The following is a 21,356-nucleotide window of genomic DNA, read 5'->3' as shown; positions in this document are numbered from 1 at the left end:
GCAGCAGCCACAAGGAATTTCACTACCTGTTCGGGCTTCATGCTGATTTACCTGCTTACAATATGAATGAATGGAAAGGTGAAGATACTCATGATGAACGAGAGAATACACGATGAATTCCTGAAGATACTGGCTGAAGAATTGATCCCCGCCATGGGATGCACTGAACCCATCGCACTGGCCTACGCCGGAGCCAGGGCCAGAGAGGTGCTGGGCTGCCTGCCCGACAGAGTCATCGCTTACTGCAGCGGCAACATGATTAAAAATGTCCGCTGTGTCACGATTCCCAACTCAGAGAGTATGGTCGGCATCGAAGCCGGCGTCATGCTGGGAATTGTCGGAGGCAATGCCTCCAAATGTATGGAAGTTTTAGAAGATCTGACAGATGAGGACCGGAAGACGGCGGCCGCTATGCTGAGAGACGGAGTCTGTACCGTGGAATATCTGGATTCTGAGATTCCGCTGCACATCATCCTGGAGCTGCATAAGGACGCTTCCGTTGTAACGCTGGAGATCCGGTATGACCACACCAACATCACGAAGATTACGAAAGACGAAGAAGTGATTTTCAGTTCAGACCATAAGGAAGGCGGATGCAGTCTGGCGGACCGCAGCCTGCTCTCCGTGGATAATATCAAGGATTTTGCAGACCAGGTACCGCTTAAGGATATCCATGAGCTGCTGGACCGGGTCATCATTCATAATATGAACATTGCCTATGAGGGAATGGCCGGAAGCTACGGACTCGGCATCGGAAAGATCATCAAGGAATCGTACCCGGACGGCGTGGCTGTCCGCATGAAAGCCTACGCGGCCGCCGGATCGGAGGCCCGAATGGGCGGCTGTGACATGCCGGTCATGATCAACTCCGGCAGCGGAAACCAGGGAATCGCCTCCTCTGTACCTGTCATTGTCTATGCAAGGGAAAATAATATCTGCCAGGAACGTCTATACCGGGCTCTCGCATTTTCCAGCCTGCTGACCATCTATCAGAAGGAGTTTATCGGCAAGCTGTCTGCCTTCTGCGGCGCCGTATCCGCTTCCTGCGCATCGGGAGCCGCCATCACCTATCTGGTGGGCGGAACCCTGGAACAGATTAAGAACACCATCGGGAATGTCTTAGCCAATATCCCGGGCATCATCTGCGACGGAGCGAAGATTTCCTGCGCCGCCAAGATCGCCACAAGCCTGGATGCCGCCATGATGGCCCACTATCTCGCCATGAACGGCAGGGCCTACCAGGCAGACAGCGGCATTCTCCAGGAGGACGCCGGCGAGACGATCAGCTGTGTGGGATACATTGGAAAAGAAGGCATGAAACAGACCGATAAAGAGATTATTAAGATTATGCTGCAGTAGTATCTAGTACAGCATTGTGGTTCTCTGCAATGTAATTTAACAAAATATGCGATTCATCTCCCACCTGAAGAGGCTGGGAGATGAATCGCAAAAACAAGTTCAGCGGCAGTGGCGGGCATATATCCCCCACTGCCATGTCATTCTGGGTGTTGTATTCTGGACTCAGAATGTGGATTGAAACAAACAAACACACACTAATCTTCATCCAATTCCCGGTTAATCCGGTTTCTCATCTGGAGAATCCAGTAATCCGACTTCGGATACCGCTTAAAGGTGATGGGCTCTCCCAAATCCTCCTCCAGCATATCAACGACGTACTCTCTCCCCTTCTTATCGGCCAGCTGCTCCATGGCCCTCACGTCCTGCATCGTATGGCACAGGACCATCATGCGTATGGATTCCTCCGGTTTTCCGTCCGCCCCCGGATACACCAGGAATGAATCACCGGATGGAAATGCGCCGTCGGCATCCGTGGACCGGTAGGGATCCAGGGTCTTTAATGAGTACTGGGAATTATAAAAATTGTATCCCCAGTGAAGGATCCCCTCCATGCCGTATTTAAAGACCTGCGCGCCATAGATACGGCATCTGGCGGACGGCATGGCCATGAAGCGGTTGCTGACCAGATAATCCTGGGCTGTACAGTAATAGCTCCACAGAGGCGTAACGCCTGCTTCCAGAAATGGTTCCATATGGTCATTGGAGCACACCGGGCAGTCGATTTCTCCCTCCCTGCAGACCGCGATGCTGGAGATGGCGTCCATGATGACAAAATCCTTCAGATACGGCGCCACGGATTCTCTCGCCTGCTTATAGGATAAGAGATGCTGCGGCTCCGGTTCATCGGAAATGTGAAATCTGGTTATCCCGGCAATGCCTAATTCCCGCAGTTTTTCCGTCAGCCTGGGAAGATAGGCCTCCAGGAATGTGGTGTAGCGTCCGCCCACGGCCGGATCATCCCAGCCGAACAGCTTTATTTCCTTCCCGTTCTCCTCGGCCATGATCTTCGGAGGATGACCGGCTCCCCACTGGGTAAAGAGATGGGACATTTCAAAACAGGTCATGCCGCAGGATAAGCACATGGCAACCCATCGCTCCAGCCTGGCAAAATCGAATTCATAGCCGTCCCCGGGAAGCACCTTTACTCCCACCAGCTGAATTGTAGTCCGCTCTCCGCCGGGCGCCGTGTCGAGAGGCGGGGTGAACTGCGGCGTCAGGATCATGTTACAGCCCCTGGACGCAGCCGCCGATATGAAATTCTCCATGATCCTCCAGTGCTCCTCGGAAAAGACAGGCACCTGGTAATAGTCGGCAAGGCAGTCTCCGTGGAACCATTCCGTGCGCAGGAGTCTCTGGGGACCGAGTATGGTCCGGTACACCTTTATGGAGGCCTCTCTCCTGCACAGCTCCTCTCCCTCTGGCGAGGCAAATACCACAGCCACAGGAATATCCCCATATGGTCCGTTCTCCGGAATCTCCACATCAATCCACAGGCTCTTAAACTGGCCCGGCGTGAAGGTAATGCGACCTCCTGCCGGCTCGGTCAGCAGATCCGGATACATTCCCGGCTGTGTGCGCAGATAATTGCTGTCCGCGCAGCTGTTTACCGGACGTAAGGATGGAACCGGGATGATCTCCCGGATACGGCAGTATTCTGCAGCCGGTGATTCCACCCGCACCACTGCATCGAAATTTCCCCGGCCGCCATTTCCGCCGCCGCAGGTATACGCGGTCACGAAGCTGAACGTCTCCCCGCGAAGCATCGTAAATCCGGTGCAGCACGGGTCCTCTTCCGGCTCCTGTCCGGGAAATACCTTCGCCAGTGCGCTCATCAGTTTTATCTGATATTCTCTGTTCTCTTTCATCACGCCTCCCCATACGCCTCATTTACTTCCGGGAAACGGGCGCATACCTCCCGCTGCCATCCATGCAGGAGCATCCGGAGCCGCGAAGCCATCTCAGGCATTTTTTCATAAATATTGTTCGTCTCACTGAAGTCCGCCTTCAGGTCGTAAAGTTCCCCGCGTCCGTCTTCGAAAAACTCAATATACTTGTAGTCTCCCAGAACAACGGAAGCGGCAGGAGTCCCTCCCTGGTTACCATAGTGTGGGTAGTGCCAGAAGACAGGCCTTTCCGGCATGTGATTACCGGCCAGCAGAGGAACAATGCTCCTTCCGTCGATAGGAGTGCCCGCTTTTTGCGGTACGCCGGCCAGTTCCAGGAATGTGGGATAGAAATCCGGGGTCGTAACAGGCACGTCACACCGGCTCCCCGGAGCCACGTGGCCCGGATACTTAACAATCAGCGGAACCCTGGTCCCGCCCTCATAGACCCAGCCCTTTCCTTCCGAAGCGGGCAGATTGCAGGTGGGTGAGCCTTCGCTTGTGGCGAGTCCGCCGTTATCAGAAGTAAATACCACCACGGTATTCTCCTCTTCTCCGCACTCGGAAAGCGCCTCCAGCAGCCGTCCGATATTCTGATCCAGATTCCAGATCATTCCCGCATAGGACGGATCCGACTGAATCACTCTTCTGACCACGCGCCGTCCCTTCTTATCCTCGGTATGGTGGAATTCTCCCTCCACCAGGGCCGTCTCCCGATCGAGCCCCTGCTCTCTCGCCTTCTTTTCGAAGCGCTCCCGGTCCTCATCCTTCACCTGTATCGGTGTATGTACTGCGTAATGACATAAATTCATGTAAAATGGCTTCCTGCTCCCGCACGCCTTCCGCTCTTTCAGCAGGCGGACCGCCTCGTTCGTGATCCGGTCTGTCAGATATTCCCCTTCCGGCCCTTCGGGAAGCGTCTCGATCCCATAGGGGCTGAAATATCCTTCGTGGGGATGGCCCCAGGAACAGCCGCCTATATTGACATCAAATCCGAAATGTTCCGGGTAGTATTCTCTTCCTCCCAGATGCCATTTCCCAACATGCCACGTTTCGTATCCCGCATCCTTTAGCGCCTGAGCGATTGTATACTCCCCCTCCGGCAGATGCTTGATATACGGAGCATCAATGAGTTTTCCCCTTAAGGGGTGGGAGGTCCCTTCCATATCGATCCAGTCCGTCACTCCCAGCCTGGCCGGATACTGTCCGGTTAAATAGCTGGCTCTTGACGGAGAGCAGACCGGGCAGGACGCGTAGGAATTGGCAAATACCATCCCCTGCCTGCAAAGCCGGTCAATATTGGGCGTCTCATAAAAGGTACTGCCGGTACAGGCCAGATCCCTCCAGCCCATATCGTCCATAAAGATAAATAAAAAATTCGGTTGTACTGCCATGATTTCTCTCCTCTGTTTCCAAACATGCACTACTTTACGTCCCCACCGGGCCATATACATCTGTGCGTACAGCGTAAAGGCCGGGTCTGCAAAGCTGTCCCGATCCTGTCACACCTTCCCTTACCCCGTCGATCGCAGGATCCGCATACTTGAGAAACCACGTTTCCATCTGCTTCTTCAGCTCCAGAACCTTAGCTTCATACTCCGGAAGCCCAAAGAGGTTTTCTGTCTCTCCCGGGTCGTCGGTCAGGTGATAGAGTTCGTGCGTTCCATAGGGATATCTGTGGATATACTTCCATTCTCTGTTCCGAATCATCCGCACCGGGCCATATTCGTCAAACACGACGATCTCTCCCGTCCGCTCCTGTTCCCCGCCGGTAAGCAGGCTGGAAAAGCTCTTCCCCGGAAGACCTTCCGGGAACCGGTCAGACAGGCCGGTCAGTTCCAGCAGTGTGGGGAACAAATCATACGCACTCACTATCTCACAGCATACACTTCCGGGAGCGATATGGCAAGGCCAAGATATAAGAAACGGCACTTTGACTGCCGAATCGTACATATTCATAGGAAAGGTTCCGTTTCCCTTTCCCCAGATTCCGTGCTGCCCCATACTCATGCCGTTATCCGCAGAGAAAATCACGATGGTATCCTCTGTCAAATGCTTCTCTTCCAGGGCGTCTAAAATTCTTCCTACCTGCTCATCCATGGCGCTGACCGCCGCAAAATAGCCCCGCAGATTTTCCTTCCTCTTTTCCGTACCGTAGACCGGCCCGGTCAGCAAATCGGGATGGTCCGGAATATCCGGAATGGAGGCAAAATCACAGTCCTCATAGAAATCGATCCATTTGGCCGGATGGTGCTCCTTTCCCCATGGGGCGTGAGGCGCCGTAAAGTTCACAGCCAGGTAGAACGGTTCCTCCTCCTTTGCCAGTTCCTCTAAATAGTCCAGGGCCTTATCGGCGAAGAGTTCCGTCACGTATTTGCCGTGCTCCACCGTGATCTCCCCGTGATCCACAATGTCCGGATGGTAATAACAGCAGCCGCCCAGACCGATAGTGTACCATTTTTCAAATCCATGCTGGGGCGTCACGCTGTCCCCCAGATGCCATTTGCCCGCCAGGGCACAGTGATATCCGTCCTCCGCCAGGATGTCCGTATAGGCAGTCTGCCCGTCTAAATAGGCGATAGGCTTCCGCTCATTCTTATAGCCGTCCGCATAGGGATTCTCTTTTCCCTGGGCGGCAAATTTCTCCGCGTCCACACTTCCGCTCCGGATCCAGTCCAGGACACCGTGGCCCGACGGAATCTTTCCGGTGAGGAGTGACGCACGGGCCGGCGAGCAGACCGGCGAGGCGCAGAAGAAGTTGTCGAAACGCATCCCCGAAGCGGCTATTCTGTCCAGATTCGGGGTATAAAGCTCGGGGGTGCCCGAGCAATGCATTGCCCAGGCCCCCTGATCATCTGTAAGTATGAAGAGTATATTTGGTTTCTTTCTCATCGATTATTCCACCTGTTTTTCTGACTTGTAGATCTCATTGGCTTCTTTTAAGATCTCATCGCCGCCCTGGTTTCTCCACTCTTTCCCAAGAGATACCACGCCATCCTCGATGGAAATCTTTCCCTGAAGCATATCGGAGAAATACTGGATAAATACGTCATTCACTGCGGATCCATTTTCAATTTCCGCCGGGGTCTTCTGTTTGATCAAATTCGGCATCTGGCACTCTGTAGCTACCTTTACGGTATCCAGAGCACGTTCTCTGTTGGGATCGGATACCGGAATATATCCGCTCTCTAACGGCCAGTAGAAGGAGCCCCAGGCCAGAGCATGGGCCCAGCCGTCTTCTGCAAATGCGTCTTTTGCACGTTCTTCTTCGTTAAAGGTGATGGTGTCTCCGTCTTTTGTATAGTGGATTCCTTCAATACCAAGTCTCAGTAAGTCATTGCCTTCCTTAGAAACCATGAAATCGACAAATTCAGCCGCCTTATCCGGGTTCTTGCACGCTGTGGTGATACAGGTCATCATACCGTTTTTCCCCTGCTTATTCAATCCGCTTGCGCCGTCCGGTCCTTCCGGTGGAAGTCCGTAGCTAATGGAAGCGTCCGGAAACAGCTCTTTTACACTGTTTTCATGGCGTGTCACATGGCGGAACAATGGCGCAAGCATGGAGCCGCATTTACCCTGATAGAATTTTTCTTCTTTTTTCGGATTATCATTCAGCATCAGCTCCGGATCCACCACTTTCATATCCCATAAATCCTTGATATAATTCATCGCCGGGATAAAGGAGGGATCTTCGAAAAATGGAATGACCTCTCCGCCCGCATTAACAGAGTAGTCGGCATAAGGGAGACCGTAGGCAAAAAATACCCAGTCAAACGGCGTGCCTCCTGTTGTGCTGCTCGGTTTCTCAGCGGTATATCCATAAGTATTGGCCTTTCCGTCGCCGTCCGGATCATCGTTTGTAAATGCAATCAGCGTATTTTTCATATCATCCAGTGTCTTCGGATAAGAGAGCCCCAGCTTATCCAGCCAGTCCTGTCTGAAAACAATCAGGGAATTGGCCGCACTGTACTGCGTAATAAATGGAAGTCCGTAGTAGTTCCCGTCGATAGCAGACCACTGGTAGTCATTCTCCAGCCATGCTTTTATATTGGGCTTCGTGTCAAAATACTGATTCAGCGGAATTACCATTCCGTCATCAATCCACTGCTTCGTAGCGCTTGTTCCATAAGCTCCCGTCACAACATCCGGAAAATCTCCCGAAGCCATGGCCACATTAACCTTCTCCGTATTTGCCTCCGGCACGATCTCTACAGTCAGATCAATGCCCAGTTTTTCATTAATGGCTGCCACAATCCGGTCATCCGGTTTGATCGCCTTCGCTGCCCCATCACCTGTTGTCAGCCAGTGAATGGGAACTCTATCCTCTGATTTTGAAGAAGCTGCCTCCTTGCCAGATGCCTCTTTCGTCTCCGTCTTACCGGCTGTCTTCGCGGTTTGGCCCCCGCAGGCCGTTAAAGAGGCTGCCATAACTCCCGCCAGTACCAAACTCATTACCTGTCTTTTTTTCATTACATACCCTCTCTTTCTTTTATATAAATCTGCTGTTTACCGTATTTCGGGTGTTCCTGGTACACTTCCAGTACAACCTTGCGCAAGGTAGTACTAACCCTTGACCGCCCCCGCCGTCATTCCTGTTGTAAAATATTTCTGGAAGAATGGGTAGGCGCACATGATCGGAATAATCGCCATCATAACCGCAGCCATCTTCATCGGCTGCCCCAGCAGGAACAGGCTCTCGCCTCCGCTGGAATACGCTGCATCGTTCTGAAACAGCATGGAACGAAGGAACAACTGCAGCGGCCACGCCTGTTTGCTGTTGATATACATGATCGCCGAGAAAAAGTCATTCCAGTGATCCACCGCATAAAAGAGCGTAACGGTCGTCAGAGCCGGTTTGGAGATAGGAAGCATGATACGGAACAGGACTCCAACTTCCGTACAGCCGTCCAGCAGCGCCGCCTCTTCCAGCTCCAGCGGTAAATCCATGAAGAAATTGCGTAAAATAATCAGATTGTAGGTATTGATCGCCGATGGAAGGATCATGGACCACAGGGAATTCATCAGATGAAGGTCCTTAACCACGATATAGGTCGGAATAATACCGCCTGAGAACATCATGGTAAACACCGCCAGGAACATGAAGAACCGCTGTCCCTTTAAATCCTTCTTTGACAGCACATAGGCCGCCATCGTCGTGATCGTCATATTAATCAGAGTACCTACAATTGTTATGAAGAGGCTGTTAGCGTAGGAGGTCCACAGTTCTATATTCTTCACCATGTAGGCGTAGCCGTCAAGTGACCATTCGGAAGGCCACAGATGGATACTGGTCGCAAGATAGCTTTTCAGTGAGGAAAATGACACCACCAGACAGTCCCAGAAGGGATAAAAGGTCGTCAGAGCCAGCAGCGTCAGCAGCGTCACATTGACGACATCAAAGACTTTGCTTCCTGCGGAAACCTTAACATGGCTTCCTCCCTCTTGTTTTTTCAATCTCAGCATCAGTAAATTCCCTCCTCTCCCGACATTCTTGCAATCTTATTGGCGGCCACTACCAGGCCGAAGTTAATGACCGATTTAAACAGGCCGACCGCCGTGGCCAGTTCGAATTTTCCGTCCTGAAGGCCCATTCGGTATACGTACGTGTCGATAATATCCGCTGTCCCGTAGACACCCGGATGGTAGAGAACGAAGATCTGCTCGAATCCGGCCTGCATCAGACTTCCGATACGGGTAATCAGTATTACAATGATGATGGAACGAATACAGGGAACCGTAATATGTACGAGCTTCTGCCACCGGTTGGCGCCATCCACGGTCGCCGCCTCATAGAGCTGGGTGTCGATGCCTGTAATTGCGGCCAGATAGATGATGGTATTCCAGCCGAAGGTCTTCCAGATCATGGACACTACCATGGTCGGCACGAAAAACTTTTCATCCGTCAAAAATCCGATGGGCTGAAAGCCGAGACTCTTGATCACTCCGTTGACAATTCCCGAATCCATGGAAAGAATACTCGTCAGAATACCGCCAAGAACTACCCATGATATAAAGTTGGGAATGTAGATGGCCGTCTGAATCACTTTCTTCATCCGCAGGTGGCGCAGTTCATTTAACATGAGAGCAATGATAATCGGAAATGGGAAACCGAATATCAGACGGATCAGGCTGATCCTTATGGTATTCCAGAACACCGAATAAAACTTTTCCATAGAAAACAGCTTTTGAAATGTTTCAAAGCCGACCCAGGAACTCCTCATAATTCCTTTCATCGGGTTAAAATCCTTAAATGCGATTGTCACCCCATACATTGGTACGTAACAAAAGATGATGTAATAGACAATTGCCGGAACCAGCATCAGATACAGATACTTGTGTTTCCATATATAAGTTTTGATACCGGGCCCATTTCTCACCTTTCTGTTTTTACTTACGACTGCTTTCCCCAACCTTCTCCCTCCTCGTTATGAGCATTTAGCGGACATCCTTTGGCCGCTTACGTGAAATCTCTTACATTTCTCGTGACTAAAGCATAGCAAACTATTGTACTAAAATAAGTACAAAAAATAAGCCTATTTCGTTCATTTTTTCACAAACCGTCATATTTACCTTATTTTCAATGAGGATTGCAAAAATTCATCTGCCTTTTAACCAATTAAGTTTATTTTTTGCTATTGATTTTATACATTATATCCAATTTGTGTTTTGATTTTTACCATTACGCGGAAACCTTTTCGCTCATTTCGTACAAATCTTTTTGACTATCTGCCCGTTTTTTGTTATAATTGGATACAACTAATCATTGGAAAGGATGGGACCATTGGGAATTAAGCACAAAAACACCAGGGACAGCAAATGGAAAAACATTCTGAAATCCAGACATTTCCGTTCATTTTTCTATATTACATTTCTATTCACTACTGTAATCTTTATCATTGGCGGCGTGGTGATTACGCTTCAGAACCGGATGAAGCTTCACGAAAATCTGGAGATGAAAGCGAATTATGTGGCGCTGTCGGTTCAGGATAATTTGTCCAACATGAAAAGCAGCGCAGTATTTATGGGGAATCTGGCATCCATCGAGCAGGTTCTGGAGTCGAAGGCGCCCACACTGGATCAGCTCTTACGCATGACCAACGATGTGACTCCCTACTCCACCCTGTACCACTACGAGTCCATCTGCCTCTTTTTCAACCGCTCCCAGAGAGTCTTTGACTCCAGCGGCGGGATGTATGATTATAGTGATTTCTATAATAAAGAATTGCTAAACACCCTTGAGAATATGAAGGGAGAAGAGATGTGGCTGATTAACGTTCCCTATAAACGTTACTACGCCCCCTCTCCGGCGGTTACCGTAATAACCTATGCGCGCAGGCTCCCTCTGTATAAATCCCAGGGGCGGGGCTATGTGACGGTGTCCTACTCCCTCGACCGGCTTCAGAAGGCCGCCGCAGAAACCGCAGGCCACAATCCTTACACGGCCACGGTTTCCTTTCAGGACCATTTGCTCTGGTCTTCCTCCAATACCGTCATGAAGAACTGGGACAACGGGCTGTCTGTCTCTGAGAATGAGGAACTTCTGCTGCCAGGCACCTCCACGTTCTCCTCCTTCTCCACCATCGGGGCCAGGTGCTCTTTTTATGCGTCAAGGATAGACCTCTTCACCGCAGTAAGCGCCACGCTCCTGCAGTGGTTTATCATCTATCTGGCCGTGGCTGCGGCCGATTTCGCCGCTTCCATGATTTACGGCATGATTATGCTGCGCCCGGTGGATGCGATCATGAAGAAAATCGGGATCAATCCCTACACGGAGATTCCCGGAGTCCGGGAAGACGAATTTTCGCTGATCAGCACCGCACTCGATAATCTGAACGCGCAGCTGTCCGACATCGGGACCGTCATGCATGAAAACCAGCAGCTGGTACGCGAACGGCTGCTGTCGGGCATCCTCTATAATTACGTGGATATCACCAGTCTTCCGCCGGAATACGAGGAACACGGGCTGGTATTTCCCTATCCGTTTTACGCCGTTATCCTTATTTCCCTTCCCTCTCTTGACGAGATGGAGGACTATACGAGGCGCGAACAGCTGAAGCTGGTCATCCGGACCAATACCACCAACGCCTTTTCCGCCCTGGGCACTGCCTACAGCCTTTATATTGACAATAAAAGCATCTGCATTATCCTGAATACCGGACTGTCCGACGCCCTGGGAAAGGAGCTGTCGAAGCTGTGTACCGCCCTGAAGAAGCGGATGAAACAGAGTCTCAGTGTCTACCCGCTGTTCTCCATAGGTATCTGTTCCGAGACGGAACCGGCCCCATGGCAGGTATGGCAGCTGGCCCGGCGTAACTTCATCTTTACGGCCGCGGATGCCGATGATTTCGTTCTGCTCAGCTATCAGAATGAATTCACCTCCTCTATCGACCAGGATATGCTGTCCCGCATCACCCAGGCAATCATCGATAAAGACGGCGCCGGCTTAAAGGAGCAGACCGATGCCTTCCGCGACCGCTATCTGGAGAGCGAGGACCAGGAAGAAGTCAGGCGGATGGCTCTCATCACCGTCAGCACCATCTACGCCTCTCTTCTGGAGATCAACGGGGACATTCCTGACATCCAGATAAACGCCTCTGTGCGCAAGCTGGAAAACGCCTCCTCCATCGAGGAAATCAATAAGTATTTCTACAACTGCCTGTTTGGGATGCTGGATGCAAAGAACAAGATTTCCACGGAATCCTACGGTTACATCCAGAAGGCGATCCAGTATATCGAACAGAATTACTCGCAGCCCATCACCATCCCGCAGATTGCCGGCTTCGTGGGCGTCAGTTCCATCTATCTGACGAAGCTGTTTAAGCTCTCTACCGGAAAGACGCTGTCGGAGTATTTAAACTACTACCGCACCCAGAAGTCCCTGGATCTGCTGATGAATACGGAGGAGACCATCGGCTGGATCAGCGAAGCCGTGGGCTACAGCGATGTAAGAAGCTACATACGTTTCTTCAAGAAATTTTACTATATGACTCCCAGCGAGTATAGAAAAGACCGCTGATCCTTCCTGCGGAACAAAAAATAGGGTTCTCCGATTATAACAGCGGAGAATCCTATTTCTTTGTACTGCTTCTGTACTTCGTTACTGGATTTCTTTCAGATACCGTTCCAGCGCATCCTGCCAGGATGGCAGTCTCTCAAATCCGTTTTCTTCCAGCTTATCCTTGCTCATGCGGCTGTTCATCGGCCGTTTCGCCTTTGCCGGGTACTCTGCGGAGGTGACCGGAATTACCTCGACATTCATGTTTGCCTGTTTAAATATCTCCCGTGCAAAATCACACCAGCTGCACAGTCCCTCGTTTGTGGCATGATAGCGGCCGTACTTGTCGGTCTCAATCATATCCACCAGAAGGCGGGCAAGATCGTAGGTGTAGGTGGGGGAACCGATCTGGTCGGATACCACGGTGAGTTTGTCGCGGGTCTTTCCCAGATTCAGCATGGTCTTTATGAAGTTCCTGCCGTTTACGCCAAACACCCAGGCGATGCGTACGGTAAAGTATTTGGTGAGATTCTGCTCGATCGCCAGCTCACCCTCGTACTTCGTAAGGCCGTAGACATTTAACGGTTCTCTCTCATCGTCAGGCTCCCAAGGACGGGTGCCCTGGCCGTTAAATACGTAGTCCGTGCTGATGTACATCATCTTGATGTCCAGCTCCCGGCAGACCCTGGCAATATTCTCCGTGCCGTATGCATTCACGCGTCTGCAAAGCTCCAAATTGTCCTCCGCCGCGTCCACTGCTGTATAGGCCGCACAGTGGATCACCGCATCCGGACTGGCTTCCCGGATCACACGGTTTACGCTCCCGGCATCTGTAATGTCCATCTCATCGATATCCACGCCGATCGCCTCATGGCCTCTCTTTTCCAGCTCATCGACCACATCGTGGCCCAGCTGGCCCTTTACTCCTGTTACAAATACTTTCATATACGCCTCCAGTGTGCTTTCTGCGAATTATAAACGGTCTCCGTACATATTCTCAAAGTAGTTCTGGTACTCTCCGTTGATGATGTGCTTCCACCAGTCTTCATTGTCCAGATACCACTGAATAGTCTGTTCGATTCCCGTATCAAATGTGTATTTCGGCTTCCATCCAAGCTCTGTCTCCAGCTTTTTCGGATCGATGGCGTAACGTCTGTCATGGCCGGGACGGTCGGATACGTACTTGATTAAGCTTTCCGGCTTGTTTAATGCCTTTAAAATCGTCTTTACCACTTCCAGGTTCGTTCTCTCATTGTGGCCGCCTACGTTGTAGATCTCGCCTTCCCTGCCCTCGTGGATAATTAAGTCGATTGCCTCGCAGTGGTCAGCTACATGGAGCCAGTCACGGACATTTTCACCTGTTCCATAGACCGGAAGCTCTTCATCGGCCAGCGCGCGGCTGATAATCAGCGGAATCAGTTTCTCCGGGAAATGGTACGGTCCGTAGTTGTTGGAACATCTCGAGATGGTTACCGGCATCCCGAAGGTTCTGTGGTAAGAGAGCACGAATAAATCGGCGCTCGCCTTGGAGGACGAATACGGGCTGGAGGTGTGGAGCGGGGTCTCTTCCGTGAAGAATAAGTCCGGACGGTCTAACGGAAGATCTCCGTACACTTCGTCGGTGGATACCTGGTGGTATCTCTTGATTCCATACTCACGGCAGGCGTCAAGCAGAGTGGTGGTTCCCATAACATTCGTTCTGACGAAGCTTTCCGGATCGGTAATTGAGCGGTCTACATGGCTCTCCGCCGCGAAATTGACGATCACGTCCGGTTTCTCTTTTTCAAATAAGTCGAAGATGAATTTGCGGTCCGCGATATCACCCTTTACGAACTTGTAATTCGGCTTGTCCTCTACCGGCTTTAAAGTCTCTAAGTTGCCCGCGTACGTTAATAAGTCTAAGTTGATGATCTCATAATCCGGGTATTTGTTTACCATGTGATGGACGAAGTTGCCTCCAATGAAGCCTGCGCCTCCTGTAACGATGATTTTCATATGTGATTTCCTCCTGTTTTTACTTAATATCAATATATTTACCGGCCAGAACATCCATAAGATAATGGCCGTACTGATTCTTCTTAAGTGGTTCGATATCCTCTAAAAGCTGATCCCTGGTGATCCAGTGGTTTAAATACGCGATCTCCTCAAGACACGCCACTTTTCTGTGCTGATGGGTCTCCATGGTGCGGACAAAGTTGGTGGCGTCCGCCAGGGATTCGTGGGTTCCTGTATCGAGCCAGGTAAAGCCCTGTCCGAGAAGTTCCACATCCAGTCTGCCCTCTTCCAGATAGATCCGGTTTAAATCGGTGATTTCCAGCTCACCGCGGGCGGAAGGCCGCAGGTTTTTCGCATACTCCACGACCTTATTGTCGTAGAAATAGAGCCCGGTCACGCAGTAGTTGCTCTTCGGATGCTCCGGCTTCTCCTCAATGGAGATGGCCTTTCCGTTGGAATCGAATTCCACGATGCCGAACCGTTCCGGATCGTCCACATAATATCCGAACACGGTAGCCCCCTCTTTCTTGTTGGCGGCCGCCAGAAGACGTTTGGTCAGACCGTGTCCTGCGAAGATGTTGTCGCCCAGAATCATGGCTACATGATCGTCCCCGATAAATTCCTCGCCGATGATAAACGCCTGGGCCAGCCCATCCGGTGACGGCTGAACCGCGTAGGACAAGTGGATTCCAAATTGGCTTCCGCTGCCTAAGAGCGCTTCGAACCGCGGCGTGTCGTCCGGTGTGGAGATAATCAGAATATCTCTGATTCCCGCGTTCATCAGAACGGACAGCGGATAGTAGATCATCGGCTTGTCGTAGATCGGCAGAAGCTGCTTCGATGTGACCATGGTCAGCGGGTAAAGTCTTGTGCCGGAGCCTCCGGCGAGGATAATTCCCTTCATAGTGTGTTCCTCCGTATTTTATTTTATCTGTTTTCAGTTTTAGTTCTTGCGCTCATTTTTTCCGGTATTTTTCTTCCGTTCATTTTCTTCTTGCATCGAAAGATACCGGCTCTCTTGGTGACATAAAGCGTCCCCTTTTTCTCGATCTTCTTTTTTAGAAATTCCCGGAATTCATCGTACCGCTCGCTCAAATACTCCTGCTGGTTACCGTGACAGGAAAGAATATACTCCATCAGCGGCCCCTCGTCCCGTACCTCCAAATGGTCCTCATACAGGATCTCTTCCACCTGGTCAAAATGGCGGTTCAAAATCTCCCGGCCGTTTTCCAGGCCAAACACGTCGTATAAGTTCACTTCCGACAGCACGATCCGTGAATCAAACTCCTTCACCAGCTGACTGATCTCCTTCATATGTTCCCGGCCGTAGGTGCTGCAGAAAAATGTCCCGGCCGGCTTCAGCACCCGCCGCACTTCCTCCAGCGCACCGTCTAAGTCCTTTAAATAGAACAGCACATGGTTGGCCGAGACCTTATCGAAGCTCTCCTCCGCCTTCGGAATCCTGCCGCAGTCAAAGACTTCATAGGAGAATCTGCCCGGCACACCTTTTAAATGTTCCCTGGCATCCTGGATCATACCCTCCGAGACATCGGACAGGCAGATCACCGCTTCCGGCGGGATTAAATCCCGGTTTTCTCTCCACAGTTCTCCATTTCCGCATCCGGTCTCCAAAACTGTTTCACCGTCCTTCAGCTCCAGCTGGGAGTACAGCCACGGAAACCACCCGATGGGATTCTTCGCATATTTCTTGTGAAGATCGATCCTGATGTTGATATTGGCCGCATTCTTGTACTGCTCCACCAGACTCTTTTCCATATTGGTAATATGGATTAAGTGCAGGATTTTATTCCAGTCAATGACCGGATTGTCCTTTACCAGCTTCGAGGTCTCCGAAAGTGTCTGCTCCACCAGTTTCAAATGCTCGATCCGTTTCTTCACCAAATCCAGCTGAAGCTCCAGGGACTGCTCTACATAGCCGTTGTCATCATCGTTGATGGTGATCGAGCGGATCTCGTCTAAGGAGAAGCCTAGATATTTCAGTGAAAGGATCTTCTGGAGCTTGGCAAAATCGGAATCCGTGTACAGCCGGTATCCGGCCTCGCTCATGCCCGCCGGTTTCAGCAAGCCCTGTTTGTCGTAATAACGGATCGTCCGGATTGATACGTTTGCCTTTTTTGCGAACTCTCCGGAAGTATAATACCCTTGCATATTCTGCATCACCGCCTTTGTTCTGGGATCTTTATGATACCATTATATAGGGTGACGTAAGGGAAGGGTCAAGTGTTTTTTAGATTTTTATATTTTTAGAATTTTTAGCAATGGAATACAGCCACCGGTATTCCAAAATGGACGGAGAAATCTAGATTAGAAAGATTAATAATGGCTCCTTCCGGAAAATTATTCAGATATTCCGCTAAGGAGCCATATTTCTGACTTATAAAAACTGATACAGTCTGAAACCATCTCTTATAAACGAACCGTTTCGATTTTTGTTCGATCTGCCTCCCGGGCCGCCAGCCCATCGGTTCCCTTTCCCACAGCCGCCATTGCAATCGGCATAAATCCGGACGGAACTCCCGCTAATTCACACAGTTCAGGAAGCATCTGCATCACGGCCGGAACGGCAAATAAATAGATGGAACCTAATCCCAGATTGGTCGCTTCCAATAAAATGTTCTCTACAATACAGGAGGCATTGCAGTATGGAATGGCAGCATTGGGGCCTTCTCCCTTCCTACCGCTGATCAGGATCGCTGTTGGCGCATGATAGATCGGGTGCGCTCCTACTGCCGGTATCGCGGCGCAGACCGCTGCCTCGATTTTCGCAAGAAGCTCCTGATCCTGTATTACGCTTATTTTAACGTCTGAATAGTTTCCATTCGCAACCGGTGCCGCATTGGCCGCCTCCAAAAGGGCAGTACACTCATTTTCAGTAATCTGCTCTCCTGTAAAGCTTCTGCATGACCGTCTGGTTAATATTGTCTGTTTCATATCCATAGTATGAATCCTCCTTCGCTTATGATATGATAATCATACTATGTACGAAAAAGTTAAGCAAGTACGCAGAATTATCATACCTGGTACGGTTCAGCGTACTTCATATCAAGGAGGTTGCCATATGGAACAGGAAATCAAAGCAGAAGCATCTTTACAGGGTAAGCCGGATACAGTCTCACCGGATACATGTCCGGTCCACAGAACGCTGGAGACTCTCAGCGGGAAATGGAGATCACGGATTCTATATGAATTATGCCAGAAACCATCGTACCGGTTCGGCGAATTGAAAAAGGCGATTCCAAAAATTACAAATACCATGCTGACCTCCACATTAAGAGATTTGGAGGAATTAGGCATTGTCACCCGCAAGCAGTTTAACGAAATCCCTCCCCATGTGGAGTATTCCTTGACCGACAAAGGGAGGGCGTTGTTTCCCATTTTTGTAGAGATGGCAAAATGGGGTGAGGCGTATCTATAATTTCCGGTATATAACCAGGATCACGGTGCACAAAACCAGCAAAACAGGGATAACCATCATACCGGCCAGATAACCGGCCACATCCACCAGCGCTCCGATAAAGCCGGACAGAAGCGTGCCGATCAGTGAGCTGGTCAGGCTGACTGTAGAGGTGGCGGTTCCTGATAAATGCGGATACCTGCTGCATGCCATTCCGATGATCGAAGGAAAGGCGGCTCCCGTCAGGGCCCCCACCGTAAAGAGGACGGCAACCAGGAAGACTCCGCTTCCGATTAGAAAGGCGGCGGTATAAAGGACGGCCGACAGGAGGCATGTGATACAGAGCCATTTGCTGTACTCTATCTTACGGTCCACAGCAGGCTGCATAAACCTTCCGACTACGATTCCGCCCCAGAAAAGGATCAGGGCCATACTCGCGATGCTTCGGTCCAGGCCCAGGCCCTCCTGGATATAGGTGGTGATCCACAGGCCTATGGCCGCCTGATGCCCCATGTAAGCGGCACACAGCAGTGCCAGAATCAGGATGGTCCGGTCCGCCAGGAGGCTTTTTACGCCTCCCAGCAGGCTGCCGCCGCCCGCCATATTTTTCTGGTCCTTCACCGGTATCGCGATGATGACGAAAGCCAGGGTTACTGCGGTGCAGAGAACGCCCAGGTTTACGAAGGACCGGTTCCACGGCTGGCCACTCCGCTGGACCATGGAGGCATAGATCGGACCTGCCAGCGAACCGAGGCTGAAGAATGCATGGATCATATTCAGATATGCGGTTCTCTTCTCCCCGTACGCCTCCGACACAAATGCGCTGATTAAAAGATTCAAATAACTGTTTGCCACACCCAGCGCAAAAAAGAATACGAGAAGCATGACATAGGCCGGTGCGGCCCCGATTCCGAACAGCACCGCGGTATAGATGGTAAAGAATACCACGATCAGTTTCAGCTTCGGAAACCGGTCGGATAAGACTCCGCCGAATACCATGGCTGCAATTCCGCCCACATTCTGAACGGAACCGATAATTCCGATCTGGGTGTTGTTTAAGCCGTAGCTCTCCGTCATTTCCGGGATCAGGATTCCGATCATCGTCGAAGAGATTGCAAAGAAGAACATGATTCCGAACAGGCAGTAGATGATGATCTTCATCCGGCCGGTGTGGACCGCCTGCCCTTTCACCGCCATACTACTTGTTATTTGCTGCATAGAATTCATCCACCTGCCTCTGTAATTCAGCCTTCACCTTGTCGTTGCCGGCGGCCTTCGCTTTCTCGGTCAGCTGAGCCAGATCCTTCTGCACATCGGTCGTCATCCCCAGCCGTAGTGGCGCGTTATACTGGGCGTATACGTTCTGCATGGCCGCGTACTCTGATTTTACCGGGTCTGTGTCCATGTTGAAGTTCCTGAAAATATTCGCTACCGTGACGTCCTCCAGCGCCTGTTTCTGCTCCTCGTAATCTGCGGGTGCATTGGTCGGGACGAGATAGAACTGCTGACTTCTGAAGCCCCATGTCCCCGGCTCCGGTATGAACTGTGCAGTGTCCAGGCACGTATAGCGGTTGTTCTCATCTCTGGTAAAATCTTCCCCCTCAATGCCGTAGGTCAGCAGATTATAATACGTTTCATCGGTCTTTAACTTGTCAAGAAGCATCAGAGCCCGCTCCGGGTGCTTCGAGGAGCTGGGAACCACCATACAGTCCTGGGTATAAGCCAGATGGTTTACATTGGGCTGAACATTATACCAGCGCACCTTCCAGGAGGGATCGCATAACTGATAGTTGGAAACGCCCTGATCGAAGTTGCCGAAACCGCCCGCTGCCACACCGGCCTGGACCATATCGGTTGATGTATCTTTAATAGAAAGCGCTGATTTGGGCCACAGACCTTCGTCCGACCATTTCTTCGCCTTGTTTAAATAATCCTCGTAGCCCTCCCACTCGTGAGCCGCAATTACTTTCGGACTTCCGCTGGAGCTGTCGATATAGTACATTCCATACTGGCCGCCATTTACCGGATAAAGCCCCTTAGATTCCAAATAGATATCCGTCAGAACGTGATCCTGGCCGATAGCTGCCAAGTTGCTGAACTGGGTCTCCCCCGCGTTCACTGCCTCTAAGTATTCCATGTACTGGTCGATATCCTTAATCTCATTGAAACCGTATTTCTCCATCATATCGCCCCGCACAGTGACACCGTAGGCACTGTAGGTATAAAAGTTCGTAGGGTACGCGTAGATGTGGCCGTTGATGGTTGCCTGGGCCAGGGACTCCTCCGGCTGCAGCTTCATGCTTTCCGCACAGTATTTTGGCAGAAGGTCCTCCAGCGGCATAAATGCCCCCTTCTGAGCCAGGTTTGCAAAGTTTACCCACGTTCCGCCGTAGGCTAAGTCAAACTCCTCTCCTGAGGAGAAAATAAGCGGATACTTGGTTGCCATGTCACCGTATTCGATGAAGTTTACGGTCAGCGTGCAGTTTAAATCCTTTAACGCCAGTTCATTGAATTTCTCCAGAACTGCGTCGTATCTGGCGGGCCGCGGCCCCAGCAGATACATAACTAAATCCACCCGTTCCGAAAGGCCTGCGCCTTCCGTCTCCCCAGCCTTTGCCGATGTCGTCTGTTCCCCCGTTGTACTTGTCTTCCCACTGTTTCCCCCGCATGCGGTAAGCGCCAGCATACTGGCCGTCAGCAGCAGCGCCGCGCTCCTTCTCAGCTTCTTCATAAATTCCCTCTCCTTTTATTATGATAAATTTTTAATAGTAACCCCATTATCCCTTGACCGCACCAATGGTAATTCCCTGTACGAAATACTTCTGTACAAATGGATATACCAGGATTACCGGCCCCGTCGCCACGACCGCCATGGCCATCTTAAGAGAATTGGACGGCATACTGTTGGCGGAAATTCCGATCTGCGCGGCTATTCTCGCCAGTACCTGTTTGGCAGCCAGCATGTTGTAAAGCAGGTACTGCAGCGGATATTTTGTGTTGCTCTCGATGTAAAGCATGGCATTATACCAGTCATTCCAGTAATCCAGCGCGACGAAGAGTCCAACCGTGGCCAGCCCCGCCTTGGACAGCGGAAGAACGAATTTCACAAAGATCAGGAACTCGCCGGCCCCGTCCATTTTCGCGGATTCGATAATGGACATCGGCACGCTCGACATAAAGCTCTTCAGCACCAGCATGTAGAATACGTTGACCAGATAAGGAAGAATCAGCGCCATCAGGCTGTCCTTCAATCCAAGGTACCGCACCACGAAAATATAGACAGAGAGCATTCCTCCGTTGAACAGCGTGGTAAAGTAAAAATAGAATGATATTTTGTTCCGGTATTTGAAGTCCGGTCTCGAGATCACATAGGCCGCCATGGAGGTGATCAAGAGTCCCAGCCCCGTTCCTGCTGCCGTGATAAAGATCGTCACACCGTAGGCCCTTAAGATATCCATCGGATGCTCAAACAGCGTCCGGTACGCCTGAAAACTGATCTTTCCCGGCAGAAGTCCATAGCCGTGCTGCATAATATAGTTTTCTTCCGTTATGGAAGCGGACAGCAGCATGATAAAGGGAAGCAGGCAGATCGCTGCCAGAACCACCATGATCACGACGCCCAGAATATCGAACACCCGCTGTTCCTTCCCCCGTCTTACCTTTAACTCAACTGTTTCATTTTCCTTTGATTTCCCCATTTATTTCCCCT

At 50.9% G+C, this 21,356-nt stretch carries 17 protein-coding genes; 3 read left to right on the top strand and 14 right to left on the bottom strand.

Annotated features, from left to right (window positions below; genetic code table 11):
* The first annotated feature begins 90 nt into the window (after nt 1-90).
* Nucleotides 91-1,359 carry a serine dehydratase subunit alpha family protein gene (locus M1L66_RS03980; protein WP_025530066.1) on the top strand — a complete coding sequence of 423 codons (1,269 nt, stop codon included), beginning with the start codon at nt 91-93 and terminating at the stop codon, nt 1,357-1,359.
* 194 nt (nt 1,360-1,553) lie between these two features.
* On the opposite strand, the gene M1L66_RS03975 is transcribed toward M1L66_RS03980, so the two are convergent.
* The 6 genes from M1L66_RS03975 to M1L66_RS03950 all read right to left on the bottom strand — a co-directional run bounded on the left by M1L66_RS03975 (nt 1,554) and on the right by M1L66_RS03950 (nt 9,652).
* Nucleotides 1,554-3,224, bottom strand: coding sequence for a DUF4091 domain-containing protein (locus M1L66_RS03975; RefSeq protein WP_434691061.1), 1,671 nt, complete (start codon nt 3,222-3,224; stop codon nt 1,554-1,556).
* Nucleotides 3,224-4,636, bottom strand: coding sequence for a sulfatase (locus M1L66_RS03970; protein ID WP_187022543.1), 1,413 nt, complete (start codon nt 4,634-4,636; stop codon nt 3,224-3,226). Before M1L66_RS03970 ends, M1L66_RS03975 begins: the two co-directional genes overlap by 1 nt.
* A 34-nt stretch (nt 4,637-4,670) precedes the next feature.
* Complete coding sequence (locus M1L66_RS03965; RefSeq protein ID WP_434691057.1) at nt 4,671-6,134, bottom strand: sulfatase-like hydrolase/transferase; 1,464 nt, start codon at nt 6,132-6,134, stop codon at nt 4,671-4,673.
* Between the two features lie 3 nt (nt 6,135-6,137).
* Nucleotides 6,138-7,712, bottom strand: coding sequence for an extracellular solute-binding protein (locus M1L66_RS03960; protein WP_434691055.1), 1,575 nt, complete (start codon nt 7,710-7,712; stop codon nt 6,138-6,140).
* A gap of 93 nt (nt 7,713-7,805) precedes the next feature.
* On the bottom strand, nt 7,806-8,705 hold the full coding sequence (locus tag M1L66_RS03955) for a carbohydrate ABC transporter permease (RefSeq protein ID WP_187022546.1): 900 nt from the start codon (nt 8,703-8,705) through the stop codon (nt 7,806-7,808).
* A complete protein-coding gene (locus M1L66_RS03950; protein WP_002601767.1) occupies nt 8,705-9,652 on the bottom strand; it encodes an ABC transporter permease in 948 nt (315 codons plus the stop codon). Before M1L66_RS03950 ends, M1L66_RS03955 begins: the two co-directional genes overlap by 1 nt.
* Nucleotides 9,653-10,023: 371 nt before the next feature.
* Here M1L66_RS03950 and M1L66_RS03945 point away from each other — a divergent pair, with 371 nt between their 5' ends.
* On the top strand, nt 10,024-12,258 hold the full coding sequence (locus M1L66_RS03945) for a helix-turn-helix domain-containing protein (protein WP_187022547.1): 2,235 nt from the start codon (nt 10,024-10,026) through the stop codon (nt 12,256-12,258).
* 81 nt (nt 12,259-12,339) lie between these two features.
* On the opposite strand, the gene rfbD is transcribed toward M1L66_RS03945, so the two are convergent.
* The 5 genes from rfbD to M1L66_RS03920 all read right to left on the bottom strand — a co-directional run bounded on the left by rfbD (nt 12,340) and on the right by M1L66_RS03920 (nt 17,190).
* Nucleotides 12,340-13,182, bottom strand: coding sequence for a dTDP-4-dehydrorhamnose reductase (gene rfbD, locus M1L66_RS03940; RefSeq protein ID WP_187022548.1), 843 nt, complete (start codon nt 13,180-13,182; stop codon nt 12,340-12,342).
* A gap of 27 nt (nt 13,183-13,209) precedes the next feature.
* Entirely contained in the window at nt 13,210-14,232 is a 1,023-nt protein-coding gene (gene rfbB, locus M1L66_RS03935; protein ID WP_187022549.1) for a dTDP-glucose 4,6-dehydratase, read from the bottom strand.
* A gap of 19 nt (nt 14,233-14,251) precedes the next feature.
* Nucleotides 14,252-15,136, bottom strand: coding sequence for a glucose-1-phosphate thymidylyltransferase RfbA (rfbA, locus tag M1L66_RS03930; protein ID WP_187022550.1), 885 nt, complete (start codon nt 15,134-15,136; stop codon nt 14,252-14,254).
* A gap of 23 nt (nt 15,137-15,159) precedes the next feature.
* Nucleotides 15,160-16,401, bottom strand: coding sequence for a MerR family transcriptional regulator (locus M1L66_RS03925; protein ID WP_434691048.1), 1,242 nt, complete (start codon nt 16,399-16,401; stop codon nt 15,160-15,162).
* Between the two features lie 258 nt (nt 16,402-16,659).
* Nucleotides 16,660-17,190, bottom strand: a complete 531-nt coding sequence (locus M1L66_RS03920; RefSeq protein ID WP_187022552.1) for a nitroreductase family protein — start codon at nt 17,188-17,190, stop codon at nt 16,660-16,662.
* Between the two features lie 121 nt (nt 17,191-17,311).
* Here M1L66_RS03920 and M1L66_RS03915 point away from each other — a divergent pair, with 121 nt between their 5' ends.
* Nucleotides 17,312-17,668 carry a winged helix-turn-helix transcriptional regulator gene (locus M1L66_RS03915; RefSeq protein ID WP_187022553.1) on the top strand — a complete coding sequence of 119 codons (357 nt, stop codon included), beginning with the start codon at nt 17,312-17,314 and terminating at the stop codon, nt 17,666-17,668.
* Here the strand turns inward: M1L66_RS03915 and M1L66_RS03910 are convergent.
* From M1L66_RS03910 to M1L66_RS03900, 3 genes are read right to left on the bottom strand one after another with little or no spacing between them, the layout of a single operon-like run.
* Nucleotides 17,663-18,865 (bottom strand): MFS transporter, encoded by a 1,203-nt coding sequence (locus tag M1L66_RS03910; RefSeq protein ID WP_434691044.1) that lies wholly within the window; start codon nt 18,863-18,865, stop codon nt 17,663-17,665. The two genes, M1L66_RS03915 and M1L66_RS03910, sit on opposite strands and share 6 nt — an antisense overlap.
* On the bottom strand, nt 18,846-20,378 hold the full coding sequence (locus tag M1L66_RS03905) for an ABC transporter substrate-binding protein (RefSeq protein ID WP_187022556.1): 1,533 nt from the start codon (nt 20,376-20,378) through the stop codon (nt 18,846-18,848). Before M1L66_RS03905 ends, M1L66_RS03910 begins: the two co-directional genes overlap by 20 nt.
* Before the next feature lie 46 nt (nt 20,379-20,424).
* Entirely contained in the window at nt 20,425-21,345 is a 921-nt protein-coding gene (locus M1L66_RS03900) for a carbohydrate ABC transporter permease (RefSeq protein WP_187022557.1), read from the bottom strand.
* Nucleotides 21,346-21,356 lie beyond the last annotated feature (11 nt).

Origin of the sequence: Hungatella sp. SB206 (assembly GCF_051132295.1) — a bacterium.
GTDB classification, from domain to species: Bacteria; Bacillota; Clostridia; order Lachnospirales; family Lachnospiraceae; genus Hungatella; species Hungatella effluvii.
This window is presented reverse-complemented; position numbering and strand designations above follow the sequence as displayed.

What these genes read in the sequence shown, in the direction of transcription:
- M1L66_RS03980 (WP_025530066.1), top strand. Translation starts at nt 91, where the DNA reads ATGATGAACGAGAGAATACACGATGAATTCCTGAAGATACTGGCTGAA.
- M1L66_RS03975 (WP_434691061.1), bottom strand. Translation starts at nt 3,224, where the DNA reads ATGAAAGAGAACAGAGAATATCAGATAAAACTGATGAGCGCACTGGCG.
- M1L66_RS03970 (WP_187022543.1), bottom strand. Translation starts at nt 4,636, where the DNA reads ATGGCAGTACAACCGAATTTTTTATTTATCTTTATGGACGATATGGGC.
- M1L66_RS03965 (WP_434691057.1), bottom strand. Translation starts at nt 6,134, where the DNA reads ATGAGAAAGAAACCAAATATACTCTTCATACTTACAGATGATCAGGGG.
- M1L66_RS03960 (WP_434691055.1), bottom strand. Translation starts at nt 7,712, where the DNA reads ATGAAAAAAAGACAGGTAATGAGTTTGGTACTGGCGGGAGTTATGGCA.
- M1L66_RS03955 (WP_187022546.1), bottom strand. Translation starts at nt 8,705, where the DNA reads ATGCTGAGATTGAAAAAACAAGAGGGAGGAAGCCATGTTAAGGTTTCC.
- rfbD (WP_187022548.1), bottom strand. Translation starts at nt 13,182, where the DNA reads ATGAAAGTATTTGTAACAGGAGTAAAGGGCCAGCTGGGCCACGATGTG.
- rfbB (WP_187022549.1), bottom strand. Translation starts at nt 14,232, where the DNA reads ATGAAAATCATCGTTACAGGAGGCGCAGGCTTCATTGGAGGCAACTTC.
- rfbA (WP_187022550.1), bottom strand. Translation starts at nt 15,136, where the DNA reads ATGAAGGGAATTATCCTCGCCGGAGGCTCCGGCACAAGACTTTACCCG.
- M1L66_RS03925 (WP_434691048.1), bottom strand. Translation starts at nt 16,401, where the DNA reads ATGCAAGGGTATTATACTTCCGGAGAGTTCGCAAAAAAGGCAAACGTA.
- M1L66_RS03920 (WP_187022552.1), bottom strand. Translation starts at nt 17,190, where the DNA reads ATGGATATGAAACAGACAATATTAACCAGACGGTCATGCAGAAGCTTT.
- M1L66_RS03915 (WP_187022553.1), top strand. Translation starts at nt 17,312, where the DNA reads ATGGAACAGGAAATCAAAGCAGAAGCATCTTTACAGGGTAAGCCGGAT.
- M1L66_RS03910 (WP_434691044.1), bottom strand. Translation starts at nt 18,865, where the DNA reads ATGCAGCAAATAACAAGTAGTATGGCGGTGAAAGGGCAGGCGGTCCAC.
- M1L66_RS03905 (WP_187022556.1), bottom strand. Translation starts at nt 20,378, where the DNA reads ATGAAGAAGCTGAGAAGGAGCGCGGCGCTGCTGCTGACGGCCAGTATG.
- M1L66_RS03900 (WP_187022557.1), bottom strand. Translation starts at nt 21,345, where the DNA reads ATGGGGAAATCAAAGGAAAATGAAACAGTTGAGTTAAAGGTAAGACGG.